The sequence below is a fragment of the Streptomyces sp. NPDC092370 genome (assembly GCF_044755265.1).
GTDB lineage: Bacteria > Actinomycetota > Actinomycetes > Streptomycetales > Streptomycetaceae > Streptomyces.
In genome coordinates this window covers 158,726-184,465 of the sequence record NZ_JBIVQO010000009.1, presented here as the reverse complement: position 1 = coordinate 184,465, position 25,740 = coordinate 158,726, and the positions used below count along the sequence as shown (strand labels likewise).

Sequence of the window (25,740 nt, the reverse complement as noted above, 5' to 3'; positions counted from 1 at the left end):
GGAACCGGCGCGTCGCTGGTGGGAGGCGGGATCGCGTCGTTCGTATGGACGCACCGTGACCGGAGTGGAAAGCTCGAAGAACCGCGGGCGCCGCCGGAGCCGCCACCGTATGCGGGCGGCATGTCCGCGCCCACAGTGACCTCACCGTGCACGGGAGGCAGGATCATGGGCGACAAGGCACAGACACACCCTGGGGCCGCCGGCAGGGCACGAGCGGCCGACCACCCTCAGTCCGTACGGAATGTGGTGCTGGTCGGCCACTCCGGATCGGGCAAGACCACATTGGTGGAGGCCCTCGCTCTCACGGCGGGGGCGGTGAACCGGGCGGGCCGCGTGGAGGACGGCGGCACCGTCTCCGACTACGACGACATCGAGCACCGGCAACAACGCTCGGTACAGCTGTCCCTGGTGCCGGTCGAGTGGGACGGCATCAAGGTCAATCTTCTCGACACTCCCGGATACGCCGACTTCGTCGGGGAGCTCAGGGCCGGTCTGCGCGCGGCGGACGCGGCCCTCTTCGTCGTCTCGGCCTCGGACGGCGTGGACGGCTCGACCCGCATGGTGTGGGAGGAGTGCGCGGCGGTGGGCATGCCCCGGGCCATCGTCGTCACGCACCTGGAGTCGGCGCGTTCCGACTTCGAGGAGATGACACGGAACTGCGCGGAGGCCTTCGGCGCGGACGACCCGGACGCGGTGCTGCCGCTCTACCTGCCGCTGCACGGCCCCCAGACACCCGACGGGCACGCACCCGTGACCGGTCTGACCGGGCTGCTGTCGCAGAAGCTGTTCGACTACTCGGCCGGCGAGCGCAAGGAGTCCGAGCCGGGCGAGGACCAGCTGCCGCTGATCGAGGAGGCCCGCAACCGGCTCATCGAGGGAATCATCGCCGAGAGCGAGGACGAGACCCTCATGGACCGCTACCTCGGCGGGGAGCCGATCGACGTCAAGACGCTCGTCGAGGACCTGGAGCGGGCCGTCGCACGCGGGGTCTTCTTCCCCGTGCTGGCCGCCGCCCCCGCGGGCGAGGGCGCCCGGCAGGGGCTGGGCACGGTGGAGCTGCTGGAGCTGATCACGCGGGGCTTCCCGACGCCGCTGGAGCACGAGACGGTACGGGTCACGACGATCGACGGCGAGCCGCGCGAGCTGAAGCCGTGCGATCCGGACGCGCCACTGGTCGCGGAGGTCGTGAAGACGTCCTCCGACCCGTACGTGGGCCGGCTGTCGCTGATCCGCGTCTTCTCCGGCACCCTGCGCGCCGACCAGACGGTGCACGTCTCCGGGCACGGGCTGGCCGACCGGGGCCACGAGGACCATGACGTCGACGAGCGGATCGGCGCCCTGTCGACGCCGTTCGGCAAGCAGCAGCGCCCGGTGTCGCACGTCATCGCCGGTGATCTGGCGTGCGTGGCCAAGCTCAGCCGCGCCGAGACCGGCGACACTCTGTCCGCCAAGGACGACCCGCTGCTGATGGAGCCGTGGCAGATGCCCGACCCGCTGCTGCCGCTGGCCATCCAGGCACACAGCAAACCGGACGAGGACAAGCTGTCCCAGGGTCTGGCCCGGCTGGTGGCCGAGGACCCGACGATGCGGCTCGAGCAGAACCAGGACACCCACCAGGTGGTCCTGTGGTGCCTGGGCGAGGCGCACGCCGACGTCGCCCTGGAGCGGCTGCGCAGCCGGTACGGCGTCCAGGTCGACGTCGTCCCCCACCGGGTGTCGCTGCGCGAGACGTTCGCGACCAAGTCGGCCGGCCGGGGCAGGCATGTCAAACAGTCCGGCGGGCACGGGCAGTTCGCCATCTGCGAGATCGAGGTCGAGCCGCTGCCCGGCGGCTCCGGCATCGAGTTCGTCGACAAGGTCGTGGGCGGCGCGGTGCCCCGGCAGTTCATCCCGTCGGTGGAGAAGGGCGTACGGGCCCAGGCGGCCAGGGGAGTCGCGGCCGGGTACCCGCTCATCGACGTACGGGTGACCCTCCTGGACGGCAAGGCGCACTCGGTGGACTCTTCCGACGCCGCGTTCCAGACGGCCGGGGCGCTCGCCCTGCGGGAGGCCGCCGCCGACGCGAAGATCCATCTGCTGGAGCCGGTGGCCGAGGTGTCGGTGCTGGTCGGCGACGACTTCGTGGGCGCCGTGATGAGCGATCTGTCGGGGCGGCGCGGCCGGGTGCTCGGTACCGAGCAGACACCCGGCGGACGCACCCTGATTCGGGCTGAGGTACCCGAGATCGAGATCGGCCGGTACGCGATCGACCTCAGGTCGATGGCGCACGGCACCGCGCAGTTCAGCCGCCGGTACGCGCGGCACGAACCGATGCCGCAGCAGGTCGCGGACCGGGTGCGTGAAGAGGAGCGCAAGGCCTCGTAGTTGGCGCCGGGCGCCACGAAGTGCCCTTGTGGGGGCTTCCCTGCGCGGGGGCGGGCGGCTTGACGTGCCGTCCGCCCCCGCGTGACGGCGTGGACGGATACGCTGATGACCTGATCAACAGGTGTGCGGAGCGCGGAAGTCGGGAAGGCCGCAGATGCGGATGCGGCAGCGATGGGGGCGGCAGTGACGGACGGATTCGACTTCAGCCCGGGGGCCCAGGTGCCTCTGGCGGGTGCGAGCGGCCAGACGGCGGCGACCTACGCGCTGGCCGCGGCGGCGTACCGGGACGACGAGGTCACCAAGATCCTGAACGCCGACAACGAGTGGCACCAGTCCAAGGTGACCCCACCGCGCTCCTGGGCGAAGATCTTCCGCCCCAGGTTCGGCGAGGCCTTCTCCCGCGCGGTGATCGACCGCATGCTGGGCGCCGGGCGCAAGCCGGTCATCCAGTCCTTCGGCATCGAGCCCCAGGTCGTCGTGGAGCACTGTCTGGCGGCCCACCGCATCCGCCGCGACCGCGACAACTGGCTCTCGGCGATCACGGTGATCTGCGGAGTGCTCTTCCTGCCGGGCTTCCTCGTGTGGCTGCTGGTCTTCACGCTGCGTTCCACGATGACCAAGCGCGAGGACAAGCGGGCCGGCGCCCTCGCCACCACGCTGCTGCTCGCCGTGGGCGCGCTGGCCGTGCTGTTCCTGATCCGCATGCCGTTCACGGGCTTCTGGGCCCTGTACGGACGCGCGGCGGTGATCATGCCGGTCGTCGGCTGGTTCTGGGCCAAGCAGATCTGCGAGCGGACCGCGCGTGACCTTCGGGATCGCTGGTCGAGCCTGCTGTCCGGCGGTGGCGTGGGCGCCAAGATCCCCGAGGCCGTCCCCGGCAACCCCGGTGACGCGGCCGAGCAGGTCCGCAAGGAACTGGCCCGCCTCGCCGCCGAGCAGCGGTCCAACTCGGTCTTCTACGCGGGCCCCAAGGGCATACTCGGCATGGGCACGCGGTGGGGCAGCTGGCAGCTGGCCGAGGAGCTGGTCTCCGCCGAGCCGGGCAAGGAGTTCCACCCCTTCCGCAGTTGGGACGTCATCGTGGCGATCCAGGGCGGCCTCGGCATGCTGGAGCGCACGTCCATCAACACCGGCGGCTTCCCCAAGCCGTCCATCACGCACTGGGTGGTCACGCCGATCGGCGAAAAGGCGACGGAGGTGTCCCGGCCGAGCGGCACGGACGTCGACGCCTACACGGTGCGGACGCACGCCGTCCAGGACATCTGCAACAAGCAGCAGTTCGGCAGCGGTGACCGGCACTACCTGGGCGTGCAGTGGACCCTGTGGGACGGCCACCTGGTGATCACGATGCTGATCACGGTGACCGTGCTGCACGACACGCTGCGCATCGAGGTCACCGGGCACGCGCTGGGGCCGGTCAACTCGCTGTTCAACGAGAAGCCGGCGGCCAAGGAGAAGACGGTCCAGAAGGCCTTCCGCTTCTGGGAGACGCGCACGGTGAAGATGCCCCTGATCGACGCCGACGAGGTGGTCCGGCTCGCCGCGCGCGCCCCGCTGACCTGGTATCCGCCGCTGCTGAACTGGCTCGGGGGCAGTCTGACGCTGCCGGAACCGTTCGGTCTGCGGCACGCGTGGGCCGACCAGCCGTGGCGGCATCGCTTCATGGCCGACGACGCGCTGCGCGCGGCCACGCCCGTGCTGCGTGTGGTGCATGCGGCGGCGCTGAAGGTGCTGCGGGAGAACGGGGTGGACGTGGAGAAGTTCGGGTCGAGGTCCGCGGCGCTCAGCGGGGCGGTTCAGGAGGCTGCGCCGAAGAAGGCCGACGTCTACGACGCGTAGCTCCCGGGGGCCGCGCCCGCCCCCGGGACCCCGTCGGCCTGGACGGCCTCGCCCGCGGATGCCGGCGAGGCCGGACATCAGCTGGTCGGCCAGGCCTTGGCCAGCATCTTCCTCGTGTCGGCCAGGAGCTGCGGCAGCACCCGGGTGTGACCCACCACCGGCATGAAGTTCGTGTCGCCGCCCCAGCGGGGCACGATGTGCTGGTGCAGGTGCGCGGCGATGCCCGCGCCGGCGACCGAGCCCTGGTTCATGCCGATGTTGAAGCCGTGTGCCCCGGAGGCCGTGCGCAGGGCCGTCATGGCCTGCTTGGTGAGTTCGCCGAGCTCGGCGGTCTCCCCCGCCGTCAGGTCCGTGTAGTCGGCGACGTGCCGGTAGGGCACGGTCATGAGGTGCCCGCCGTTGTACGGGTAGAGGTTGAGCACCGCGTAGACCTGCTCGCCACGGCGGACGACGAGTCCGTCCTCGTCGGACTTGGCCGGGATGGAGCAGAAGGGGCAGCCGTCGCCGGCGCCCGGGCCGGTCGGCTTGTTCTCGCCCTGGATGTAGGCCATCCGATGGGGCGTCCACAGACGCTGGAACGCGTCCTGCGTCCCCACTCCCAGCTGCTGCTCCGGCTCACTCGTCATGCTGTGCAGCATATGGCGTCGAGCTGGGGGGACGGCAAAGGCCCCCGGGATCTCCCCGGGGGCCCGTAGGCCGTGGGATCAGACCTGAGCGCGCTCTTCGACAACCTTCTGGATCTTCGCGATGGCCTCGTCGAAGGGGATGCCGTTCTCCTGCGAGCCGTCGCGGTAGCGGAAGGACACGGACTCGTGGGACATGTCCTCGTCGCCCGCGATGACCATGAAGGGCACCTTCTGCTTCTGGGCGTTGCGGATCTTCTTCTGCATGCGGTCGGAGGAGGAGTCGACCTCGACGCGCAGGCCCTTCTTCCTGGCTGCTGCGGCGAACTTCTCCAGATAGTCGACGTGCGCGTCGCCGATCGGGATGCCGACCGCCTGGACGGGGGCCAGCCACGCCGGGAAGGCGCCCGCGTAGTGCTCCAGGAGCACCGCGAAGAAGCGCTCGATCGAGCCGAACAGTGCGCGGTGGATCATGACGGGGCGCTGCTTGGAGCCGTCGGGACCCGTGTACTCCAGGTCGAAGCGCTCCGGCAGGTTGAAGTCGAGCTGGATGGTCGACATCTGCCAGGTGCGGCCGATGGCGTCCTTGGTCTGGACGGAGATCTTCGGGCCGTAGAAGGCGGCGCCGCCCGGGTCGGGCACCAAGGGCAGGCCCTGCTTCTCGGCGACCTGGCGCAGCGTCTCGGTCGCCTCTTCCCAGACCTCGTCGGAGCCGACGAACTTCTCCGGGTCCTTGGTGGACAGCTCCAGGTAGAAGTCGGTCAGGCCGTAGTCGCGCAGCAGGCCGAGGACGAAGGTGAGCGTCTTGTCGAGCTCCTCCGACATCTGCTCACGGGTGCAGTAGATGTGCGCGTCGTCCTGGGTGAAGCCGCGGGCCCGGGTCAGGCCGTGCACGACGCCCGACTTCTCGTACCGGTACACCGTCCCGAACTCGAAGAGGCGCAGCGGCAGTTCACGGTAGGAACGCCCGCGCGCGTCGAAGATCAGGTTGTGCATCGGGCAGTTCATGGGCTTGAGGTAGTAGTCCACGCCCTCGTCGAGCTGCATGGGCGGGTACATGCCGTCGGCGTACCAGTCCAGGTGGCCCGAGGTCTCGAAGAGCTTCCCCTTGGTGGCGTGCGGGGTGTAGACGAACTCGTAGCCCTCTTCCTCGTGGCGGCGGCGCGAGTAGTCCTCCATGACCCGGCGGATGATGCCGCCCTTGGGGTGGAAGACGGCGAGGCCGGAGCCGATCTGCTCCGGGACGGAGAACAGGTCGAGCTCGCTGCCGAGCTTGCGGTGGTCGCGCTTCTCGGCCTCGGCGAGGAACTCCAGGTGCGCCTTCAGCTCGTCCTTGGTGGGCCAGGCGGTGCCGTAGATGCGCTGGAGCATGGGGTTCTTCTCGCTACCCCGCCAGTAGGCAGCCGCGTTGCGCATCAGCTTGAACGCCGGGATGGCACGGGTCGACGGCAGGTGGGGGCCTCGGCAGAGGTCCTTCCAGCACAGGTCGCCGGTCTTGGCGTCCAGGTTGTCGTAGATCGTCAGCTCACCGGCGCCGACCTCGACGTCCGCGCCGTCGTCGGACGAGGCGGAGCCCTTGAGGCCGATCAGCTCCAGCTTGTAGGGCTCGTCGGCCAGCTCCTCGCGGGCGGCCTCGTCGGTGACGACGCGGCGGGAGAACCTCTGCCCGCGCTTCTGGATCTCCTGCATCTTCTTCTCGATGGCCTTGAGATCCTCGGGCGTGAACGGCTTGGCGACGTCGAAGTCGTAGTAGAAGCCGTCCTTGACGGGCGGGCCGATGCCGAGCTTGGCCTCGGGGAAGAGCTCCTGCACGGCCTGCGCCATGACGTGCGCGGTGGAGTGGCGCAGGATGTTCAGGCCGTCCTCGGAGGAGATCTCGACGCCCTCGACCTCGTCGCCCTCGGACAGGGCGTACGACAGGTCCCTGAGCTCGCCGGCCACGCGGGCGGCGATGATCGAGCGCTCGCCGGCGAAGAGCTCGGCGGCCGTAGTGCCCGTCGTCACCACGCGTTCTTCCCGCTCGGAATCGCGCTGGATGATCACACGGACGTCTGACACCGGTCTCTCCTGACTGAAGGGGGCTGCGGGCGCCGTACCGGAGCGCGCGCACGAGTAAGGATCGTACCGACCCGGGACCACCCTTCGCGAAATCAATCCCCGCAGTCCCCTCCGCAGGCCTCCTCGAAGAAGTCGAGGTTCTCGTGGAGCTCCTTCATCAGCCGGTCCCGCTCCGCGTCGTCGACCTGGACGGGGACGACGCCGTGGGCGCCGGTGAGGCGGCGGAAACCGCCCCGGCTCTCCAGGCGCCCCTGCACCCGCACGGGGAGCCCGACGAGGTGGGCGTGCCCGGCGATCCGGTACGCCTCCTCGTCGAGGGTGATGCGGACGTTCGGCACGTCGGCCCCGGCGAGCACCCGCAGCCGTACGGTGCCGTCGCCGCGCGGCCCGGACCGGCGCAGCCGGACCACGGCTCCCGTGATCCGCACCGGTACGGCTGGTTCCTCGCGCAGGTAGCGGGCGCCCGCCTCGCGCAGCACGGCCAGGTCGCCGGGTGAGAACTCGACGGGTTCGGACAAGGGCGCGCAGCCCTCGGGCGCCCCGGCCGCCGGGGCCCACTCGACGGCGATCCGTGCGCCCTCGGTACCCCGGACGAGGGCGACGAGGGCCTCGGTGAGTTCGTGGCTCACCCCGGCCTCGACCGCCGCGTCGAAGGCGTCCATACCGCCGGTGGCGCGCTGGTAGTCGATGGCCTCGCGGGCGGCGAAGAGGGCCTGGTGGAGACGGACGGCGAGGGGGCGGCCGGCGGCGACCGGCACGAAGGCGGTGAGCCGGCCGTCGGTGGCGGAGCCGACGAGGACGTGCCGCAGGGCCGCGGCGGCGGAGCGGCGGTGGCGTGCGCCGTGGTAGCCGGCCCGGGCGCGGGTGGCGAGGGCCGCGGCGAGCAGCATCCGGCGGGCGGCGCCGCGCAGCCGGTCCTCGACGGTCCAGGACGCGCTGCCGGCGGGTCCGGCGGGGACGTCGTGCCACCAGCGGATCTCGTCGCTGGGCACGGCGAGGGAGACGAGGACCTCGCGGGCGGACGGCGTGCCGCTGCCAGACAGCGCGAGCAGGGCCTCGCCGAGCAGGTCGTCGCTGTCGGGGAAGGCCCGGCTCTCGGGAACCAGGAGGCTGGTGCCGCTGCCACCGGGGCCGGGCGGCGTCCAGCGGCCGTAGCGTCCCGGGGCGCCGCCGCGTCGCTGCCAGCCGTGCCGCCGCAGCAGAGCGCTGAGCACGGCCGGGTCGACGTCGGCGGGCTCGGGCGGAGAGCCGCTCCAGGGGGTGTCCACGGGGTGGGGCCGCACGGGCCTCAGTGGCTCCTCGGTCGGGCGGTGCGTCACGGTTTCCCTCCCGTCCCGACCCGCGTCATGATCTCGCACAGGGCCCGGTCGTCGAAGATGCGCGCGGTCGGTATGCGCACGGTGGTGCGGCGGCGGCCGGTGATGGGCTGTCCGGCGAGGTTGGTCCAGTAGCAGCAGTGCCTGAGGTCGAGCCGGTCGTGGCCGGCGCGCAGCCAGTCGTCCTGGGTGCGCGGCACCAGCATCACGACGAGGATCTTGTGCACCGACACGGGTGTGCGGGCGAGCTTCGCCAGGTGGTCGTTGTCGAGCGTGAAGGAGAAGGTGCGGCCCGGGGGGTTGGGCGGCACCTGGTAGGTGGCCTTGAGCTGCACCTTGATGGTGACCTCGTCGTCGACCGTGTGCCCGGGTGCGCTGTGGCTGACGTGCCAGTCGATGCCGTTGTCGGGGAAGGGCTGGGACAGCGAGCAGCCGGCGGCTGCCGCGACGGCGTGCAGATAGCCGACCTGCAGAGTCTCCATGCAGGCGGTGGTGGCGAGTGTGCCGCGAGAGGGAGCCGTGCGCTCGGGCAGCAGCCCGCCCCGTTCGGGCTGCGCTATGGCCATGGCCAAACAGCCTTCCAGAACAAGTCTTTCCCGCTGCGGGCCGCTGAACTGCGTCGACCCGTACTCCTGTTGTCTCCTTCCGGCGTACGGCGCAAACAGCCCGGGTATCACCGGATCGGGCAGCGGACGGGACGTCAACTGCCGAGGGTGAACGAGGGGTTGTGTGGCTATGACGACGTGCTGGTACGAGGGGCCGCTGGCCGCCTTCGACACGGAGACGACGGGCGTGGACGTCGAGACCGACCGGATCGTGTCGGCCGCCGTCGTCGTCCAGGATGCGCCGGGCATCCGGCCACGGGTGAGCCGCTGGCTGGTGAACCCGGGGGTGCCGGTGCCCGCCGAGGCGACGGCGGTGCACGGGCTGACGGAGGAACACCTGCAGCGCAACGGCCGGTGGCCGGCGCCGGTGATGTACGAGATAGCGCAGGCGCTGGCCGAGCAGGCGCACGCGGGGCGGCCGGTCGTGGTGATGAACGCGCCGTTCGATCTGACCCTGCTGGACCGGGAGTTGCGCCGTCACCGCGCCTCGGCGCTCAGCCGCTGGTTCGAGTCGGCGCCGCTGTCCGTGCTCGACCCGCGGGTCCTGGACAAGCATCTGGACCGTTACCGCAAGGGCCGCCGCACCCTGACCGACCTGTGCGCGCACTACGGCGTCGCCCTGGAGGGCGCGCACGACGCGGCGGCGGACGCCGTGGCGGCGCTGGAGGTCACCCGGGCGGTGGGCCGCCGGTTCGCGTCCCGGCTGGAGCGACTCGGCCCGGGTGAGCTGCACACCCTCCAGGCGGTGTGGCACGCGGCCCAGGCACGGGGTCTGCAGGCGTGGTTCGCGCGCAGCGGTGTGGACGAGGCGGTCGACCCGGCGTGGCCGCTGCGTCCGGACCTGCCTGCGGCGGCCTGAGCACCTGGTACGGACCCCGCGAGGGCATGAAAAAACCGGTCCGTCTGAGACGGACCGGCTGTTTCCGGTGGGCGATACTGGGTTCGAACCAGTGACCTCTTCGGTGTGAACGAAGCGCTCTCCCACTGAGCTAATCGCCCGGGAACGCACTGAACCATACAGGTCCGGGCACGCTTCCTTCAAACCGCTCGGAGGTGCCTGCGGAGTCCGCGCCGCCCGGACCGCATCATCAGCGCGTGGTTGGCTCTGAAGAGGGGCCGCCCCGGTACGGCGAACCGCCGCAGCAGCGCCTTGCGCACGCTGACGACCTGGTCGTACCGCGCGAGGCTGCCCGTTCCCTGCGGCGTGACCGTCCAGCGCGCCCAGCCCTCGAGGTCTCCGGTCAGGGCGGTCTCCAGCAGCCCGGCCGCGGGGTCGCGCCGCACCTCTCGCGCCGTGAAGGTCATGTCGTACGGCAGGACGGAGCGGACGCGGATCACCCCGGTGGTGTCGTCGAGCCGGATCACCTCCCGCACCTGCCGCCACCAGCGCGGGTAGTCCTCGGGGCGTTCCAGCACGTCGAACACGGTGGCCGGGGGTGCGGGAAGAGACCAGAGGCTGCGGAAGCGGTAATGGTTCCAGTCCATGCCGGCAGTCTGCCCACTCACGGCGTGGAACGACTGAGTACGCGCCTGAGTATCAGCACTCATGCCGTGCGAGGTGACGCGTACCACACTGCCGTACATGACCCACCTTCCGCCGCCGGCCGAGGAATTGCGGCTCCTCGACGCCGAGCTCTGGCAACTGGACGCCCGGCGTGCCCAGTTGCTGACCCGTCGCGCCTGGCTGGTCGCGGCCCTGCACCAGACGCAGCAGCCGCGGGCCCAGGCCTCGGCGCGTCCGCCGGTCGCCGTACCGCCCCGTCCGGAGACGGCCGCGCCCAGTGTGCAGAACGCGCTGCTGGTCCTCGGCGGTGTCCTGCTCACGCTCGCGGCCGCGGTGTTCACGCTGGTCAGCTGGGGGCACATGGGGATCGCCGGGCGGGCCCTGGTCCTCGGCGCGGTCACCCTGGCCACGCTCGCCGCACCCGTGGCGCTGCTGAAGCGGGGACTGCGGTCGACGGCCGAGTCGGTGGCGGGCCTCGGGCTGGCCCTGACCGTCCTGGACGCCTACGCGCTGCACGCGGCGGCCCTCTCCGGGACGGACGGCACCGGGTACGCGGCCACCGCGTCGGCGGTCCTGGCGGCGGTCTGGGCGGCGTACGGCCTGCTGCCGGCCACGGCCGCGCTGCGCCTGCCGCTGCCCTGTGCCCTGGCGGCGGCCCAGCTCCCGTTGCTGCTGGGGGCTCTGACCGCCGGTGCGAGCGCGTACGTGATCACGGCCGCGCTGCTGGTGACGGCCGGGCTCGACGCGGTGGCGGTGGTGCGGTTGCCGGCCGGTGCCGTGCGGATCACCGCCGCCGTCGGCGCGTACGGCATGGGCGGCTGGGGCGTACTGGGTGCCGGCTGGCTGTCCTTGACGGCCGGTGGCCCGGGCGCGGCCTCCCGCGCCGGGGCGCTGCTGCTTCTCGCCGGGGCGATCGCCCTGGCTGCGGCCTGGCGGGGGCCGGGCACGCGGCACGCTCTCGGTCTCGCGATGACGTCCGGGCTGCTCGTCGTGGCCGCGCTCGGTGGGGTGGCACGTTCCGGGGTGCCGTCGCAGTGGGCGGTGCCGGCTCATCTGGTCGTCGGCATCGGCCTGTTGGCGGCGGTGCGCGGGGAACGGCTGCCGGTCGCCGTGCGGCGGGGCTTCGTCTGGGCCTCCGGTGCCGTACAGACGCTGGCCGTGCTGTGGGCGCTGCCCGTCGTCGTCGTGGTGCTGCTGGGCCCGGCCGGCCGGCTGGGCCGGGTGTGGAGCGGTGCTCCCGCCGACGCCCGTGCGGCGGTGACCGTGGAGGTGCCCTGGCCGTCCGGCGCGACCGTCGCTCCCCTCGTGCTGATGGCGGTCGCCGCGGTGCTCGCCCTGGCGGTGCGTGCGGTGCCGTGGCGCGGGCGGGCCCTGCTCGGTTCCCTGGGGCTGCTGTGGGCGACGGCTCTGACCCTTCCGGCGGTTTTCGAGGTTCCCTACCCGGTGGGGATGCTGGTCCTGGGCGTCCTGACGGCGGCCGCGCTGTCCGCGTGCCGGATCACGGCGTCGGCCGCACGGGTCACGGCCCTCGTCCTGGCCCTGGTCACGGCCGCCGGCCTCACCCTGGTCTCCCTCGCCTCCCAGTCCGCGACCCTCATCGCGCTGTCCGTGCTGACGGCGCTGTTCGCCGCGGCCTCGTGGCGGACGGGAGTCGCGCCCTTCACGGCCCCGGCGGCTCTCGTGTACGGCGCCGGGCTGGCCTCGGCGTCCGGTGCCGCCGCGGACTGGCCGCCTGCCCGCGCCGCCCTGCTGGTCCTGGTGGTTCCCGCCGCTGCATCCCTGCTGGCGCCGCGGCTCGGCGCGGCCCGGGCGACGGTGCCCGTCGAGGCCGTGGGAGCCGCCCTCGGGCTGTTCGCCGTGACTCTCGCCGTCACCGATCCGCCGATGCTCGCCCTGGTGCTGGCCCTGTGCGGGGTGATCGCCGCGGGCACGGCCCTGCGCGCCGAGCGCCGTCCCGTGGGCTACGCGGCCGCGGCCCTGTTCGTGCTGGCCGCCTGGGTGCGCCTGGCCGTCTGGGACGTCACCGCGCCCGAGGCGTACACACTCCCGGTGACCGTCCCGGCGCTGCTCGTCGGAGCGCTGCGCCGGCGCCGGGATCCGCAGGCGTCCTCCTGGACGGCGTACGGCCCCGGGCTCGCGGCCACACTCCTGCCGAGCCTGGTCGCGGCCTGGGCCGATCCGCACTGGACGCGGCCCCTCCTGCTCGGCGGCGCGGCACTGCTGGTCACCCTGCTGGGTGCCCGGCACCACCTCCAGGCACCGCTGGCGCTCGGCGGCTCGGTGCTGGCCCTGGTCACCCTGCACGAGCTCGCCCCCTACGTCGTGCAGGTGACGGGAGCCCTGCCCCGCTGGGCGCCTCCCGCCCTCGCCGGACTCCTGCTGCTCGCGCTCGGGGCGACGTACGAGCAGCGGATCCGGGACGTCCGGCGGGTCAGGGAGGTGCTGGGGAGGATGAACTAGCCACCGCCGGCGCGTCGTTGGACCCTTTCGTGTGCCGTCCGGGCCTCTCGACCGCGGACAAATCCCGTGATGTCATACGTTCTCCGATGGCCGCCGGCGGCACGGTCGGGCGGGGGGACGGGGAGGCATGTTGACGGACCTGGGGCAAGCACCGGGCGGGGGCACGGGCGCCGAGGACCACGGGACCCTGGAGCGCCTGCTCTCGGTGGTGGGTGCGGGAGCCGTGGAGCTGCACACGGCCCCGCAGGGACTGCGGACGAGCGTCACCGGTGTCCATGTGCTGGACGCGCTGGAACCCGTGATCAGACCGCGGGAGTTACTGCTCGCCGTCGGTGTCGACCCGCGCTCGGCGCACGCGGTCGACGTGGTGCGCCTGGCCGGTGAGGCCGGTGCGGCGGGTGTGGTGTTCGGCCCGGGGCGGCCGGAGCCCACGGCGCGGGCGTTGCAGACAGCCGCGGAGGAGAGCGGCACGGCGGTGCTCTTCCGCACCGCCTGGTGCACCTGGGCACAGCTCGTGGGGGTGCTGAGGGCGGGGCTGGCGGCGGCGGGTGTCCACCCGGTGCCGGCGACCGGCGGCGTGCGTCTGGGCGATCTGGACTCGCTGGCCGACGCGGTGGCCGCTCTGGTGGGAGGCTCGGTGACCATCGAGGACACGGAGTCGCGGGTGCTGGCGTACTCCTCCACCGAGGAGAACGTGGACGAGATGCGCCGGCTGACCATCCTCGGCCGTCGTGTGCCGCCCTGGCGGGTGGCGGCCATGCGGGAGGCGGGGTTCTTCCAGGCCCTGTGGGGCGCGGGCGATGTGCTGCACCGGCCCGCCCACGGCCAGGATCCGGAGCGTCTGGTCGGCGCCGTGCGGGCGGGCGGAGAGGCGCTGGGGTCCCTCTGGGTGGCGGCGGTCGCCGGCCGCCCGCTCGCACCGAACGCGGCGGAGACGCTGCGCGCCGCCGCCCGGGCCGCGGCCGCCCACCTGCTCCATCACCGCACCCACAGCTCGGACGACCGCCTGGTGGAGGATGCGGCCCGGGCGCTGCTGGAGGACCGTGGATCCGTCGAGGTGCTCGCGGAGCGGGCCTCGCTGCCGCCCCGGCAGCCCTGTGCCGTCCTGGCGGTCGGAACCGGCTCCGGCCGCCTCGGGGACGACGGCCCGTCCGGGCTGTACGGGCTGCTCACCCTGCACTGCGCGGCGCTGGGCCACCGAGTCGTGGTCGTCCCGGCGGGCGGCAGGACCCTGGTGCTGCTGACCGGGCTGGAGCACGACCCGGGGCGGGCGGACGGCCAGGTGCGGCGGCTCGGGCAGGCACTGGCCGATCAGCTGTCGGCGACGATCGGCCCGGCGGTGAAGGTGGGGCTGGGCGACGTGGTCCCGGGCCTGGCAGGGGCGCCCGCGTCACGCCGGTCGGCCGAGCGGACCCTGCGGGCGCTGATCGCGGCCGCCGGGCCACGCACGGTCGCGCGGAGCGAGGACGTCGCCGACACCGTGGGAATCCTCCAAGTCGTCGACGCCCTGCGAGAAGTGGCACTGCCACCGCGGACCTCGGTGGCGCGGCTGAGGGAGTTCGACGCCGATCACAGCGGCAGCTGCCTGGTGGAGACCCTGCGCGCCTACCTCGACCACTTCGGGGACGTGTCGGCCGCCTCGCGGGCGCTGGGCGTGCATTCCAACAGCCTGCGCTACCGGTTGCGCCGGATCACGCAGGTGTCGGGGCTGGACCTGGGCAGTCCCGACGCCCGGCTGCTCGCCCAGGTGCAGTTGCGTCTGGGCCAGGACGCCGACGGCGCACGCCCCTGAACGACCGGCACGAGGCAACCGCGTGCGCGCGCCGCCTTGGCCGCGGCCACCATCGAAGGGCCGCTCCTTCGTCGTACCGCACAACGCCCCGGCCGGGCAGGGGGGTTGTCGCGCCCGGGCGCCGTGGGCGAGGTCCGCGTCTTTGACGACGCGACGAAGACGCCCTCCCGGCGCGGGCAGCAGCCTGGTACTCCACCCCGGGGCGGTCCCGGGCGTTGCGTGTACGACACCGGAAGGCTCGCCATGACCGGACTGACCCCCGCCGCCGAGCGGCGCGAACGGATCCTCCAGGAAGCGGTGCGACAGGGACTGCTCGACGCCGGGCAGTCCCAGCTGGCCGCCTTCGTCGACCTCGACGGCGTCGCCGCGACCGTCGCGTCCCTGCACCGCGCCTTTCCCGCTTCGCCGCGTGTGCTGCACGCGTTCGCCGCCAAGGCGAACTGCCTGGTGCCGGTGCTGGCGGAGCTGCGGCGGCTCGGCATGGGCTGCGAGGTGGCCACCGCGGGTGAACTGGCCCGGGCGCTGGCCGCCGGGTTCGCGCCGGATCGGATCGTCTTCGACTCTCCGGCCAAGACGGAGGCCGAACTGCGGCACGCCCTCGGCCTGGGTGTGACCGTCAACGCCGACAACTACCAGGAACTGGCCAGGATCGACCGGGTGCTGGGCGGGCGCGTGCCGGTGTCGCGGATCGGGGTGCGCGTCAACTCCCAGCTCGGCGGCGGCAGCATCGCCGCGATGAGCACGGCGACGAGCACCTCGAAGTTCGGCGTCCCCCTGGCGGACCCGGGAAGCCGACGGCGTTTGCTGCGCGCCTACCACGACCACCCGTGGCTGACCTGGGTGCACACCCACGCCGGTTCGCAGGGCTGCCCGCTCGACCTCATGGCCGGCGCCGTCGCGCAGGCCGTGGCGTTCGCCGAGGAGGTCAACGCCTCCCTCGGCCGACGTCAGGTCGTCGGCATCGACATCGGCGGCGGACTGCCCGTCAACTTCGCCGACGACGAGACCACGCCCACCTTCGGCACGTACGTCCGGCAACTGCGCGCCCAGGCGCCGGCACTGTTCTCCGGCGGGTACGAGATCGTCACCGAGTTCGGGCGTTCCGTCCTGGCGAAGAACGGGTTCACCGCCGCGTACGTCGAGTACACGAAGAGCATGGGCGGCCGGCCGATCGCGGTCACCCACGCCGGGGTGCAGGTGGCCACCCGGACGGTGTTCAACCCTGACGCGTGGCCCCTGCGGATCGAGGCGCACGACAAGAGCGGCACGGCCAAGCGGGGCGCCTCGGTCCGCCAGGACATCGCCGGGCCCGCCTGCTTCGCCGGGGACCTGCTGGCGCGTGACCGCGCGTTGCCGCTCCTGGAGCCCGGCGACATCATCGCCGTCCCGGACACCGGCGCCTACTACTTCTCGACGCCCTTCCACTACAACAGCCTGCCCGAACCCGCCGTGCACGGGGTCCGGACGAGCGGTGACGGCAGCGTCCGCTTCGAACTCCTGCGTCCCGCGCAGGATCCGTGGGACGTGCCGGGCCCGGGCGGCCACGGCACTCCCCCGCGGCGACGAGCGCACGAGACCGTCCACGGCGTCCTCGGATAAGGAGCACCGAGTGGCACAGGCCGACCGTCGGGGACCCGGCCGGGACGGACCGCTCCTCAGTCAGCGCGCCGCGATCGTCTTCCTGCTGGCAGCCCTGGTCGGCATCGGTGCCACTGTCCTGGCGGCACTGGCCGGCAACGGGTGGCCGGTCGCGGTGAGCGTCGGAGGCGGGGTGGTGGCCCCGGCCGTCCTGTTCTTCCACCAGATCATCGACTAGGACCAGCGGTTCCCGCTTCGGCGTCGCCACGGGAACCGCTCATCCGGCTTCCCGCTACGGCATCCTGTCCCCCAGCAGCGCCAGGTTCTCGATGGCGGCGAGGCCGTACAGCGCGGTGTCGTTCGTGGACACCCAGGTGGCCTCGCTGCCCGGCACCAGTGCGGCCGGACCGCTCAGCTTCTCCGTCCGCCAGGGCGCGGACTCCTTGTAGCCGTCGGAGTTGTAGAACTTCTCCCAGGCCCGCTTGGCGAGCTTCTCGTCGCCGGTCTTTACGGCCGCGTACGCGTCGAGGCGCGAGTGGCCCTGGAACAGCAGCAGGCTGCCGAAGTCGGAGCCGTAGCGGGCCTTCTGCTCGGCCTTGGTGGCGTTGAAGTAGCGGCAGTAGTCGAAGTACGCCTCGTTGAACTTCGGCATGTCGACGAGGTCGATGAGCTCGGCGCACAGTTCGTTGAGGCCGAAGACGGCCGACAGGTGCGAGACCTCCACCTTGGGGGCCCCGGCGACGGCGAACCTGCCGGTGTCCAGGTCGTACAGGCCGCTGCCCTGGACGAAGCCGTTGGGCTGGGCGGCGATGGTCTCCATGGTGGACAGCACACGTGCCTTGGCCTTCTCCCACTTGGGGCCCTTGCGCTCCCACTCGGTCAGCCAGGCCGAGACCAGGCCGCTCCAGTCCGTGCCGAAGCCGACCGACAGGGCGTGCCGGTCGGGGGTGTACGGCTCGGTGCGGATCTTGCGGAGCGGGTCGAGGGCGAGGAACGTCTCGTCGGAGTCGACGTTGGCGTGCATGAGGTCGCCGACGCGTTCGTCCGCCGTGAGGAAGTAGTAGTAGCGCCGGTAGGTGGTGTTGGCGATGCGCTGCTGTTTGGCGCTGTCGGCGAAGTGCTGCACGCCGTGCCGGGTGCCGAGGCCGGCCCATGTGCCGAGGTGGTAAACGTCGACCTCGCCGGTGTGCCGGGTCATCGCCTCGGCGAAGCGGAAGATGTCGGCGCGGCCGGAGCGCAGGTAGGCGAACCAGAGCCACAGGTCCGGCGACAGCTCGGAGTTGTCCCAGGCGTAGCCGCCGATGTCGTACCGCCACTGGTGCCGGAAGGTGTCGTAGGTGTGCATGATGTCGCCGTAGTCCCAGAAGCCGTACCAGCGGCGCTGCTCCACCTGGTCCTTGTAGTAGGTGAAGAGGAAGTCGAGGTGGTCCTCGATCTTCGCCTTGGCCGGGGTGGAGCGATCGGGCTCGGAGTACAGACCCGGCCCGAAGACCTTGGCCTTGATGAGCTGCACGGGCGGGGCGGCGAGCTGCGGCAGCACGCGGACGGCTTCGACCTGCTCGGCGAGCCGGTCCGGGCTCGGGGTCGACTCGTTCGCCCAGAAGAGGAGTTCGGAGGTGCGGGCGATGCCGTACGGGGTGCCGAACTCCGGCTCGTAGTCCTCGTAGGTGATGTTGAGGCCTTCGATCTGTTCGGGGTAGGTGTCCTGGCCCATGCCGTCGTGGTAGAAGCGCATGTCCATGGGCTGCGCCTCGGGCGACCAGAGCCAGAGGGTGACCTCGGCCTCGTCGGTGTGGGCGTCCCGGATGTCGAGCTGGGCGGGGAACTTCTCCCAGAAGTCGCGCAGCCCGAAGGAGAACCCGCCGCTCGCCCCGCCGACGTAACCGAAGCCGGAGGCGCGCCGGCCACCGCCCGCGGCGACCCAGCCGTGGCCCTTCTTGGTGCGCTTGCGCAGCGTGAAGCCGTCGGCGGAGAGTTGGGAGAGGGTGTAGTCGCCCCATTCGGGGATGTATTGCAGCCGGGTCGTCACCCGCTGGTCCCAGGTGGCGGGATCGGGCAGCTTCTTGCCCTCGAACTGAGCCGCCTGCACGGCCGCGCCGGGGTCCCGGCGCAGTCCGGTGATGCCCTTGACGGCCTCGCGGAGCATTCCGGTGCCGTCTCCGCCGATGCGGATGTGGCGGTCGTACGACTCGTCGCGCAGGGGCACGGTGAAGCGGACTCCGAGGCCGCGGATGAAGTCGCCACTGGCCTTGCCCGGCTCCTGCTTGCCGTCGTAGGTGATGGTGTGCACCATGCGGAAGGAGTCGGCGCCCGCGTAGAAGTAGAGCCTGATCGAGAAGGGCAGCCAGCTGCGGCCGCCCTTGCGGTGCTTGCCGTCGATGCGGACGACCGCGCGCACCGGGCCGGCCTGCTCGACCTCGACCTTGGAGACGGCGCCGTCGAAGCGCTCGGTCCTGACCGCGCCCTGGTCCTCGTCCTCGATCTCGGGCTGACGGATCAGCACGAGCCGGCCGTTCTTCACGATCTCGGTGGAGCCCCGGGTGACGGACTTGACGATCGTGGAGCCGGAGGTGCCGATCTTCGCGGTGATGACGCCGGTCGAGATGCCGATGGTGCCGCCGCGCTTCTCGACGGTCACCTTCTTCTCAAGTGCGGCGGGTGTCCCGGCGGTGAGGGTGAGCTTTCCGTCCCCCGACGCGACGGCGTGCGCGGTCCACTTGAGGGATCCGTCGGGCCAGTAGGCGATCGGCCAGGACTGCACGGGTACGGCCTTGCCGCCGGCGTCCGTCAGCGCGAAGGTCTGGTCCTTCTGGTACGCGCCCTTGGGCCAGGGCACGCCGACGGTGGAGCCGGGGGCGGCGCCGAGGCCGCCGTCCTCCAGCCAGTCCAGGGTCACCGGGTCGGCGTCGGCGGGTTCGGCTCCGGGCGCGGCCTGGGCGTCCCGGGCTCCCAGCGCCCAGCTGAACTGGGCGGCGGCTCCGGTGACGGCGGCCGCCTTGAGGAGGGACCTGCGGGGGATGGGAGACATGGCGATGCTGCCTTTCCTTGTCCGTGCGGGAAGCGAATCCGTGCGCTGGTCAGGGGCATGACAGAGGAGGTGCGGCGCCGAGGCACCGGCCTGAAAGGGGCACCGCCGTTCAGCGGTGCCGGTACCGCTCCTCCACGGCGACGGCCGCCGCCGCGACAGCCCCGAGGACGGGGGCCGCCAGCGGCGCGGAGAACCAGGCGGACACGGCCACCACGGCCAGCCCGCCGATGATCAGGAAGGACCCGGCCGGATCGAGCACGGTCCGGCGCCCGGCCTCGGCCAGCAGCGTCCGCCAGCGCGTACCCGGCGCCCAGACCGCGGCCGCACGCAGCCCGGCGACGACGAGCCCGATCAGCGCCACGACGCCGAGGGCCCCGACGAGCGGCCCGCCGGGAATCCCCGCCCGGGCCGCCCGCACGTCCACCCAGACCGCGGCCATCGCCGCCCACCCGGCGAGTCCGGCGAGCCACCCGCCGCGCAGGGCCGCGCGGAAGTCGGCGGCGAACTCCCGCCATCCGCCGCTCTCGTGGGCGGTATGGCGCCGCAGATGCCGCGCCCCGGCGGCGAACGCGGCAGGGTAGGTGACGATGCCCAGCGAGGCGACCGCGATCCACACACCGGTCAGCAGAGACTCGGCGAACACCGCGAACCTTCCCCAAGCTCTCGACTCCGCGCGAGCAGGGGACGTAGGGATGGCGAGCGCCGACTCGCCCCGTGTCTTCACCCGCGTCCCGGCCATGCCCGCCTCAGCCCTTCAGACCGGACGTGGCCATGCCGTCGATCAGATAGCGCTGGAAGGCGAGGAAGAAGGCGAGGACCGGCAGCAGCGCGACCAGCGACATGGCGATCATGCCGCCGTAGTTGGCCAGTCCCTCCTGGTCGACGAACATCTTCAGGCCGAGCGAGACCGTGTACTTGTCGGGCTCGTTGAGGTAGATCAGCGGGCCCATGAAGTCGTTCCAGGAGTTGATGAAGGTGAAGATCGCGCTGGTGATCAGGGCCGGCCGGCTCAGCGGCAGCACGATCGACCAGTAGATCCGGAAGTGCCCGCAGCCGTCGAGGCGGGCCGCCTCGTCGAGCTCCTTGGGCATGTTGCGCATGAACTGCACCATCAGGAAGACGAAGAACGCCTCGGTGGCCAGGTACTTGCCGAGCAGCAGCGGCGTGTAGGTGTTGATCATCTCCATGTTGCGGAACAGCACGTACTGCGGGATCAGCAGCACGTGGTACGGCAGCAGGAGCGTGCCGATCATCAGCGTGAAGAGCAGATTGCGGCCGGCGAAGCGGATCCTCGCGAAGGCGTAGGCCGTCAGCGAGCAGGACACCAGGATCCCGATCACGGAACCGACCGCGAGGAAGAGCGAGTTGAAGAAGAACGTGGAGATCGAGATGTCGGCGATGCCGTCTGCGAGGCTCCTGTAGTTGGCGAGGACCGGGTCGGCCGGGAGAAGGTCCAGGCTGCCGACGATGTCCTCGCTCTTCTTGAGGGACCCGCCGATGACCCAGATCACCGGGTAGAGGATCACCGCGAGGATCAGCAGCGACCCGATGTGCCAGGCGAGGGAGCCGGGCAGCCTGCGCCGGAACGCCCCGGGGCCGGACGGCTTGATGCCGGTGGCCGATGGGGGTGGCCCCTGCGGAGCCGAGAGATGGGGGGAACTCATCGGGCGCCCTCCTCGTAGTGCACCCAGCGCTTCTGGGACCAGAACAGCACCGCCGTCACCAGAGCCACCGCGACGAGCAGCAGCCAGGCCATCGCGGAGGCCAGGCCCATCCGGCTGTTCTCGAAACCCTGGACGTAGAGGTAGCAGGTGTAGACCATCGAGCCGTCGGCGGGACCACAGGCGTTGCTTCCGGCGCCGCCGCCGACGATGTACGCCGAGCTGAAGATCTGGAAGGAGTGGATCGTCTCCAGCAGGACGTTGAAGAAGAGCACAGGCGAGATCATCGGCAGCGTGATGTTCCAGAACCGCCGCAGCGTGCCCGCCCCGTCGACCTCGGCCGCCTCGTACAGCTCACGCGGGACCTGCTTGAGGCCGGCCAGGAAGATGACCATGGGGGCGCCGAACTGCCAGACGGTGAGCGCCACGAGGCTGTAGATGATCATGTCCGGGTCGCCGGTCCAGCCGCCGACGTCGATGCCGAAGATCTTCTGGGTACGGTCGACGATCGCGTCGTCCGAGAAGATCGCCTTCCAGACGATCGCGACGGAGACGCTCGCGCCGATGAGCGACGGCGCGTAGAAGGCGGCGCGGTAGAAGGCCTGCCCGCGCCGGCTCTGGGCGAGCAGCAGCGCCACGCCGAGGGCCGCGAGCAGCTTCAGCGGCGTACCGACGGCGACGTACCAGAGCGTCACCCGCACCGAGTGACGCCAGCGCGGATCGCCGAACATCTCCGAGAAGTTGTCCAGGCCGATCCACCGGGGCGCGTCGAACAGGTTGTAGTCGGTGAAGGCGAAGTAGAGCGAGGCGATCATCGGGCCCGCGGTCAGCAGCAGGAACCCGGCGATCCAGGGGGACATGAAGAGATAGCCGGCCAGGTTCTCCCGGCGCCGCCGCCGCTTGAGGGCGGCGGGGCGCGCGGGCTTCACCGGACCGTGCCGCGGCTCGGAGTCCTGGGACAGGCCCTCCATCGCAGGGGCGTGTGTCACGGTGGTTCCCATCAGGTGCCGAGAGCCGTCTTCGACTCGGTGAAGAACTGCTTGACGGCCTCCGCCACCGACCTCTTGCCGAGGCCCATCTCCTCGGCGATACGCAGGAACGCCGACTCGCAGATGTCCGCGCCGTTCGGGTGCGGGGTGATGGGCTCGAGGACTCCGGCCTTCACGAGAGACTCCTCGTAGGCGGCGATCGCCTGGTTGACCGGGTCGGTCGGCTTGTACGCGTCGAACTGGGCCTGCGTCGCGGGCACACCCCGGTCGTAACCCATGATCTTGGCGACCTCGGGCTCGTGCACCATGAAGTCGATGAACTGGGCGACTTCCTTGGGGTGCTGGGTGCGCCTGGAGGCGCTCAGCATGAGGGAGCCGAGGTACTGGCCGGTCTTCTTGCCGTCCGTCGTCGGGATCGGGGCCAGGCCGTACTCGCTCTTGCCCTCGGAGGTGTAGCGGACGGTGAAGTTGTCCCAGGTGAACTCGCTGCCGGAGAGCTCCGCGGCGAGCGCCGACTTGGGCTTGATCTGGGCGACCTTCTTGGGGTCGGAGAAGAGCCCCTCCTCGACGCCCTTCCTGGCCTTCGTCCACCAGTCGGTCAGGTCGGCCTCGGTGAAGCCCAGTCCGTCCTCGGTGAAGAACGCCTTGCCGTTCTGGCGCAGGTAGAGGTCGTAGAGGTACATGGTGCCGTACATGCCGCTGTCACCGGCGCGGCCCGTCTTGTCGCGGATCTTCTTCATCGCCGCGTCGAAGTCGTCCCAGGTCCAGCCCTGCTCCGGCTTGACGCCGGCGCGGGTGTAGACGGGCTTGTCGATGACGAGGGCCATCGAGTTGGAACCGACCGGAACGCCGAGGAGTTTGCCGTCGATCTCGCCGAACTTCTCCAGACCCGCGCGGAATCCCTCCATCCGGAGGTTGCCGGCCTCGGCCTGCTCACTGAGATCGAGCAGCACGTTCTTCGCGTCGTATTTGCGGAGGAAGCCGACCGCATTCTGGAACACGTCCGGTGGATTTCCGCCCGAGGCCTGGGTGTTGAACTTCTTCCAGAAGTCGACATAAGGCTGGAAGTCCGTTTTCACCTTGATCTTCGGGTACTTCTTGTGGAAGAGCTCGATCGTCTTGTTGATTCTCTCGGCGCGGTCCTCCGCACCCCACCACGCGTAACGGATCGTCACCGTCCCGTCCGCGGAGGTCCCTCCGTCACCGCCGCAACCGGTCGTCGCGGCCAGCCCCAGCGTGGCCGCCGTAGCCCCGGCCGCCTTCAGGATCGTACGTCTCTCAACATTCCTGCCGTTCACCACGGTTGGACCTCCCCGCACGTCGTCCCGCTCGCATGAATCGTTTCAAGTAAGCGCTTGCTGGCACAAGTTACGGAGGGGCTGAGAGTGCGTCAATGATTCGGACAAGATTTTCTTACCGAGGGGACGGGCGACGGACCGGGCGCAGGAGGCGAGGTGGACACGGGGCTTGGCCGACATCCCTGGTGACGGCGGTGCGGTCTGAAGCACCGGACGGCGCGGGCCGGTCGTGCGGGTTTCTTGCCCGAGTGCAGGGCGACCGTGGGCGGAGGAGGCGTACCGGGGACGGGGAGGCCGGTTCGGGCCGCGCGGCGTCGGGGCGGAAGAGTGCCCGGGATGTGAACAGGAGCGCTTGGAAGCCTCGGAGGTCGGTGGGTGAGGTGGGGCTTTGGCGTGCAGGACACGGCGGCGGTGCGCCCACCGCGGGGCCGGCCGGTGTGGCGCCACGACGGCCGGCCCCGGGAGCCCGCCAGGCAGGGGTTCGGCCCGGCCCGGGAGGTCGTGCCTTGCCGTCCCGACGGCGGGACCTTTGCGGCGCCAGAGGTCTGCAAGGCAGGGGCCCGGGGGGCCGCACCGTCACGTCGTCCGCCCGGAGGGCGGGCCCGGCGGCATCCGGTGCGTGCTTTCGGCGTGCCGGGCGGGCGCCTGCGTACTGGTCGCGCTCGAGGGTTCACCCGGTGTGGCCGAGCGGGAGGGAATGGTCCTTGCCTTCAGCTGCGGAGCCCGGCAGCGCACCGGGCGTCATGGGACGGGCGGGCCTTGCGGACCTGCCCTGGCCCCCGCCCCCTGGCAGCAGCCCGGTCCGAGGAGGATCCGGGTGCGAGCTGGTCAGCCGGGGCGATCTCGACGGCGCGGGGACTGCTTCACGGCCCGCTCACCCCGTGGAGGATCCCGGCGCGGGCCGATCCCACGGGAGCGCTCCCCGCACCGCAGGCGGCGCCGCCTGCGGGTGTGACCGCGGGCCCGCCGGCATGCGCCGGCCGCCGCACCGGGTTTTCTGCCGCAGCCCGCCCACCGGCGGAACCGACAGCGCGCGCGGTCCGGCGGACGGAGTCGGCAGCGGCGGGAGCGGCTCGGCGGTGGGGTTTTCGGCCCACGCCGCCGAGCGGGCGAAGCCGACGGCGAGTCACCCTCTGATCCCTCGCCCGAGCGAGGCGATGCCCTGCAGATGGAGGTGAAACGACGGCGGCCCACCTGCTGATCACAGGTGGGCCGCCGGTCCGGGTGGGCGATACTGGGTTCGAACCAGTGACCTCTTCGGTGTGAACGAAGCGCTCTCCCACTGAGCTAATCGCCCGGACGCAGGAAGAACATTACCCCATGTCAGGGGGTGCCTGTGACGCTCACTGGTCCTTGATCTTCCAAGGCATCACGATGCCGAACTTCCACAGGTAGATGCCGACGAGCACGCCCACGATCACCAGCCCGATCGACGTCAGGATGATGTTGCGGCGCCGCACCTTGGGATCGAGGGCGCGCTGGGCCGCCTCGGTGACCTTCCGCTTGGTCCAGCGGAGCACCAGCTGGGCCCACACGAACTCCGTCGCCCAGATCGCCATGCCGCCGAAGATCACGACCCAGCCCGGCCCCGGCAAGGGCAGCATGATGATGCCGGCCACGACCACCGCGAGGCCGATGATGAACACGCCGACCTGCCAGCTCACGTGCAGCGCACGGCGGGCCTTGATGAATTCCGGTGCCCGGGAGCCGAGGCCCCGGTGCGGCTCGCCGTGCACTTCGTTCGTCCCCGTCTCGTCCGACGCCACGGCCACCTCGCCCGGCTCGTTACTCCCCGTATTCATACGGCCGAACACTACCCGAGCGAAACCAGTCACCGGAATGGACGCACGACGCGAACGATCTCTCGGCCGGAAGAGTTACGTAAAGGCACGCAAAACACTCAGAGGGGTTTACAACGGCACCGTAGGTGGCATGTCGATTTCGCCGACGTGCGAATCCCCGAGCGCACACTGAGCGAAAGGCCCTGGCGCTTATGAACACCACGGTCAGCTGCGAGCTGCACCTGCGCCTCGTTGTGTCGAGCGAGTCCTCCCTGCCTGTCCCCGCAGGCCTGCGGTACGACACGGCCGACCCCTACGCCGTGCACGCCACCTTCCACACCGGAGCCGAGGAAACCGTCGAGTGGGTGTTCGCCCGTGACCTGCTCGCCGAGGGACTTCATCGCCCTACGGGCACCGGCGACGTCCGCGTCTGGCCGTCGCGCAGTCACGGTCAGGGGGTCGTGTGCATCGCCCTGAGCTCTCCGGAGGGCGAGGCCCTGCTGGAGGCCCCGGCACGGGCCCTGGAGTCCTTCCTGAAGCGGACCGACGCCGCCGTGCCGCCCGGCACGGAACACCGGCACTTCGACCTCGATCAGGAGCTCTCGCACATCCTGGCGGAAAGCTAGGGCGAGGCGCTCACCAAGCCGCCCGGCGCCGTCGACTCGGGGAGACGGCTCGGGCTCGGACAACCGCAGAGGGGATGACACCGGCGCCGGTGCCGCTACGCGGCTCGGCGCCGGTTCGCGTGCCGGGGCACGCCGCCACTGCCGTCGCGACCGCCCCCCGCTGCCCGCTCCTTGCTCTGCGGCCCCTCGGGAACCCCGGGGGGCCCGGCGACGTTCTA

The 25,740-nt window shown here is 71.4% G+C and carries 19 protein-coding genes and 2 tRNA genes; 8 read left to right on the top strand and 13 right to left on the bottom strand.

The genetic code is table 11. From position 1 onward, the window contains the following. Positions 1 to 165: 165 nt before the first annotated feature. Positions 166 to 2,364, top strand: coding sequence for an elongation factor G-like protein EF-G2 (locus tag ACIQHQ_RS26120; protein WP_402615720.1), 2,199 nt, complete (start codon positions 166 to 168; stop codon positions 2,362 to 2,364). A gap of 171 nt (positions 2,365 to 2,535) precedes the next feature. Further along, positions 2,536 to 4,203 (top strand): hypothetical protein, encoded by a 1,668-nt coding sequence (locus ACIQHQ_RS26115; protein ID WP_402615717.1) that lies wholly within the window; start codon positions 2,536 to 2,538, stop codon positions 4,201 to 4,203. A 77-nt stretch (positions 4,204 to 4,280) separates the two neighbouring features. Here ACIQHQ_RS26115 and ACIQHQ_RS26110 read toward each other — a convergent pair whose 3' ends face one another. From ACIQHQ_RS26110 to ACIQHQ_RS26095, 4 genes are all read right to left on the bottom strand, one after another. Continuing rightward, complete coding sequence (locus tag ACIQHQ_RS26110) at positions 4,281 to 4,841, bottom strand: HIT family protein (protein WP_402615714.1); 561 nt, start codon at positions 4,839 to 4,841, stop codon at positions 4,281 to 4,283. 66 nt (positions 4,842 to 4,907) lie between these two features. Next, a complete protein-coding gene (thrS, locus tag ACIQHQ_RS26105; protein WP_402615711.1) occupies positions 4,908 to 6,884 on the bottom strand; it encodes a threonine--tRNA ligase in 1,977 nt (658 codons plus the stop codon). Positions 6,885 to 6,976: 92 nt separating this feature from the next. Continuing rightward, positions 6,977 to 8,167, bottom strand: coding sequence for a hypothetical protein (locus ACIQHQ_RS26100; protein ID WP_402615708.1), 1,191 nt, complete (start codon positions 8,165 to 8,167; stop codon positions 6,977 to 6,979). Between the two features lie 32 nt (positions 8,168 to 8,199). Then, positions 8,200 to 8,766, bottom strand: coding sequence for a DUF4365 domain-containing protein (locus tag ACIQHQ_RS26095; protein WP_402615706.1), 567 nt, complete (start codon positions 8,764 to 8,766; stop codon positions 8,200 to 8,202). Between the two features lie 169 nt (positions 8,767 to 8,935). On the opposite strand from ACIQHQ_RS26095, the gene ACIQHQ_RS26090 reads away from it, so the two are divergent. Continuing rightward, entirely contained in the window at positions 8,936 to 9,664 is a 729-nt protein-coding gene (locus ACIQHQ_RS26090) for a 3'-5' exonuclease (RefSeq protein WP_402616057.1), read from the top strand. Between the two features lie 68 nt (positions 9,665 to 9,732). Here the strand turns inward: ACIQHQ_RS26090 and ACIQHQ_RS26085 are convergent. Continuing rightward, positions 9,733 to 9,804, bottom strand: a tRNA-Val gene (locus ACIQHQ_RS26085). Positions 9,805 to 9,843: 39 nt separating this feature from the next. Further along, the gene (locus ACIQHQ_RS26080) at positions 9,844 to 10,290 is read right to left on the bottom strand and encodes an SRPBCC family protein (RefSeq protein ID WP_402615703.1); all 447 of its coding nucleotides are present in this window, start codon (positions 10,288 to 10,290) and stop codon (positions 9,844 to 9,846) included. A gap of 97 nt (positions 10,291 to 10,387) precedes the next feature. Between ACIQHQ_RS26080 and ACIQHQ_RS26075 the strand changes: the two genes are divergently transcribed. The 4 genes from ACIQHQ_RS26075 to ACIQHQ_RS26060 all read left to right on the top strand — a co-directional run bounded on the left by ACIQHQ_RS26075 (position 10,388) and on the right by ACIQHQ_RS26060 (position 16,377). Further along, positions 10,388 to 12,769, top strand: coding sequence for an SCO7613 C-terminal domain-containing membrane protein (locus ACIQHQ_RS26075; RefSeq protein WP_402615700.1), 2,382 nt, complete (start codon positions 10,388 to 10,390; stop codon positions 12,767 to 12,769). Between the two features lie 127 nt (positions 12,770 to 12,896). Continuing rightward, complete coding sequence (locus ACIQHQ_RS26070; RefSeq protein ID WP_402615697.1) at positions 12,897 to 14,561, top strand: helix-turn-helix domain-containing protein; 1,665 nt, start codon at positions 12,897 to 12,899, stop codon at positions 14,559 to 14,561. 243 nt (positions 14,562 to 14,804) lie between these two features. Continuing rightward, entirely contained in the window at positions 14,805 to 16,160 is a 1,356-nt protein-coding gene (locus ACIQHQ_RS26065; protein WP_402615694.1) for a diaminopimelate decarboxylase, read from the top strand. Between the two features lie 10 nt (positions 16,161 to 16,170). After that, positions 16,171 to 16,377, top strand: coding sequence for a hypothetical protein (locus ACIQHQ_RS26060; RefSeq protein ID WP_402615691.1), 207 nt, complete (start codon positions 16,171 to 16,173; stop codon positions 16,375 to 16,377). A 54-nt stretch (positions 16,378 to 16,431) separates the two neighbouring features. Here ACIQHQ_RS26060 and ACIQHQ_RS26055 read toward each other — a convergent pair whose 3' ends face one another. From ACIQHQ_RS26055 to ACIQHQ_RS26025, 7 genes are all read right to left on the bottom strand, one after another. Beyond that, entirely contained in the window at positions 16,432 to 19,167 is a 2,736-nt protein-coding gene (locus ACIQHQ_RS26055; protein ID WP_402615688.1) for a Tat pathway signal sequence domain protein, read from the bottom strand. A 109-nt stretch (positions 19,168 to 19,276) separates the two neighbouring features. Then, positions 19,277 to 19,906, bottom strand: coding sequence for a hypothetical protein (locus ACIQHQ_RS26050; RefSeq protein ID WP_402615686.1), 630 nt, complete (start codon positions 19,904 to 19,906; stop codon positions 19,277 to 19,279). A 7-nt stretch (positions 19,907 to 19,913) separates the two neighbouring features. After that, positions 19,914 to 20,831 carry a carbohydrate ABC transporter permease gene (locus ACIQHQ_RS26045; RefSeq protein WP_402615683.1) on the bottom strand — a complete coding sequence of 306 codons (918 nt, stop codon included), beginning with the start codon at positions 20,829 to 20,831 and terminating at the stop codon, positions 19,914 to 19,916. Then, complete coding sequence (locus ACIQHQ_RS26040) at positions 20,828 to 21,829, bottom strand: carbohydrate ABC transporter permease (protein WP_402615680.1); 1,002 nt, start codon at positions 21,827 to 21,829, stop codon at positions 20,828 to 20,830. The genes ACIQHQ_RS26045 and ACIQHQ_RS26040 overlap by 4 nt, the downstream gene beginning before the upstream one ends. Further along, complete coding sequence (locus ACIQHQ_RS26035) at positions 21,829 to 23,118, bottom strand: ABC transporter substrate-binding protein (protein ID WP_402615678.1); 1,290 nt, start codon at positions 23,116 to 23,118, stop codon at positions 21,829 to 21,831. The genes ACIQHQ_RS26040 and ACIQHQ_RS26035 overlap by 1 nt, the downstream gene beginning before the upstream one ends. A gap of 1,222 nt (positions 23,119 to 24,340) precedes the next feature. Continuing rightward, positions 24,341 to 24,412, bottom strand: a tRNA-Val gene (locus ACIQHQ_RS26030). A gap of 46 nt (positions 24,413 to 24,458) precedes the next feature. Continuing rightward, the gene (locus tag ACIQHQ_RS26025) at positions 24,459 to 24,917 is read right to left on the bottom strand and encodes a TIGR02611 family protein (protein ID WP_402615675.1); all 459 of its coding nucleotides are present in this window, start codon (positions 24,915 to 24,917) and stop codon (positions 24,459 to 24,461) included. Between the two features lie 191 nt (positions 24,918 to 25,108). Between ACIQHQ_RS26025 and ACIQHQ_RS26020 the strand changes: the two genes are divergently transcribed. Continuing rightward, a complete protein-coding gene (locus tag ACIQHQ_RS26020) occupies positions 25,109 to 25,522 on the top strand; it encodes an SsgA family sporulation/cell division regulator (protein ID WP_004002642.1) in 414 nt (137 codons plus the stop codon). The last annotated feature ends 218 nt before the right edge of the window (positions 25,523 to 25,740 follow it).

Excerpts from the sequence above, each read along its gene's own strand:
- ACIQHQ_RS26120 (WP_402615720.1), top strand. The coding sequence starts at position 166 with ATGGGCGACAAGGCACAGACACACCCTGGGGCCGCCGGCAGGGCACGA.
- ACIQHQ_RS26115 (WP_402615717.1), top strand. The coding sequence starts at position 2,536 with ATGGGGGCGGCAGTGACGGACGGATTCGACTTCAGCCCGGGGGCCCAG.
- ACIQHQ_RS26110 (WP_402615714.1), bottom strand. The coding sequence starts at position 4,841 with ATGCTGCACAGCATGACGAGTGAGCCGGAGCAGCAGCTGGGAGTGGGG.
- ACIQHQ_RS26095 (WP_402615706.1), bottom strand. The coding sequence starts at position 8,766 with ATGGCCATAGCGCAGCCCGAACGGGGCGGGCTGCTGCCCGAGCGCACG.
- ACIQHQ_RS26090 (WP_402616057.1), top strand. The coding sequence starts at position 8,936 with ATGACGACGTGCTGGTACGAGGGGCCGCTGGCCGCCTTCGACACGGAG.
- ACIQHQ_RS26080 (WP_402615703.1), bottom strand. The coding sequence starts at position 10,290 with ATGGACTGGAACCATTACCGCTTCCGCAGCCTCTGGTCTCTTCCCGCA.
- ACIQHQ_RS26075 (WP_402615700.1), top strand. The coding sequence starts at position 10,388 with ATGACCCACCTTCCGCCGCCGGCCGAGGAATTGCGGCTCCTCGACGCC.
- ACIQHQ_RS26070 (WP_402615697.1), top strand. The coding sequence starts at position 12,897 with ATGTTGACGGACCTGGGGCAAGCACCGGGCGGGGGCACGGGCGCCGAG.
- ACIQHQ_RS26065 (WP_402615694.1), top strand. The coding sequence starts at position 14,805 with ATGACCGGACTGACCCCCGCCGCCGAGCGGCGCGAACGGATCCTCCAG.
- ACIQHQ_RS26055 (WP_402615688.1), bottom strand. The coding sequence starts at position 19,167 with ATGTCTCCCATCCCCCGCAGGTCCCTCCTCAAGGCGGCCGCCGTCACC.
- ACIQHQ_RS26050 (WP_402615686.1), bottom strand. The coding sequence starts at position 19,906 with ATGGCCGGGACGCGGGTGAAGACACGGGGCGAGTCGGCGCTCGCCATC.
- ACIQHQ_RS26045 (WP_402615683.1), bottom strand. The coding sequence starts at position 20,831 with ATGAGTTCCCCCCATCTCTCGGCTCCGCAGGGGCCACCCCCATCGGCC.
- ACIQHQ_RS26040 (WP_402615680.1), bottom strand. The coding sequence starts at position 21,829 with ATGGGAACCACCGTGACACACGCCCCTGCGATGGAGGGCCTGTCCCAG.
- ACIQHQ_RS26025 (WP_402615675.1), bottom strand. The coding sequence starts at position 24,917 with ATGAATACGGGGAGTAACGAGCCGGGCGAGGTGGCCGTGGCGTCGGAC.
- ACIQHQ_RS26020 (WP_004002642.1), top strand. The coding sequence starts at position 25,109 with ATGAACACCACGGTCAGCTGCGAGCTGCACCTGCGCCTCGTTGTGTCG.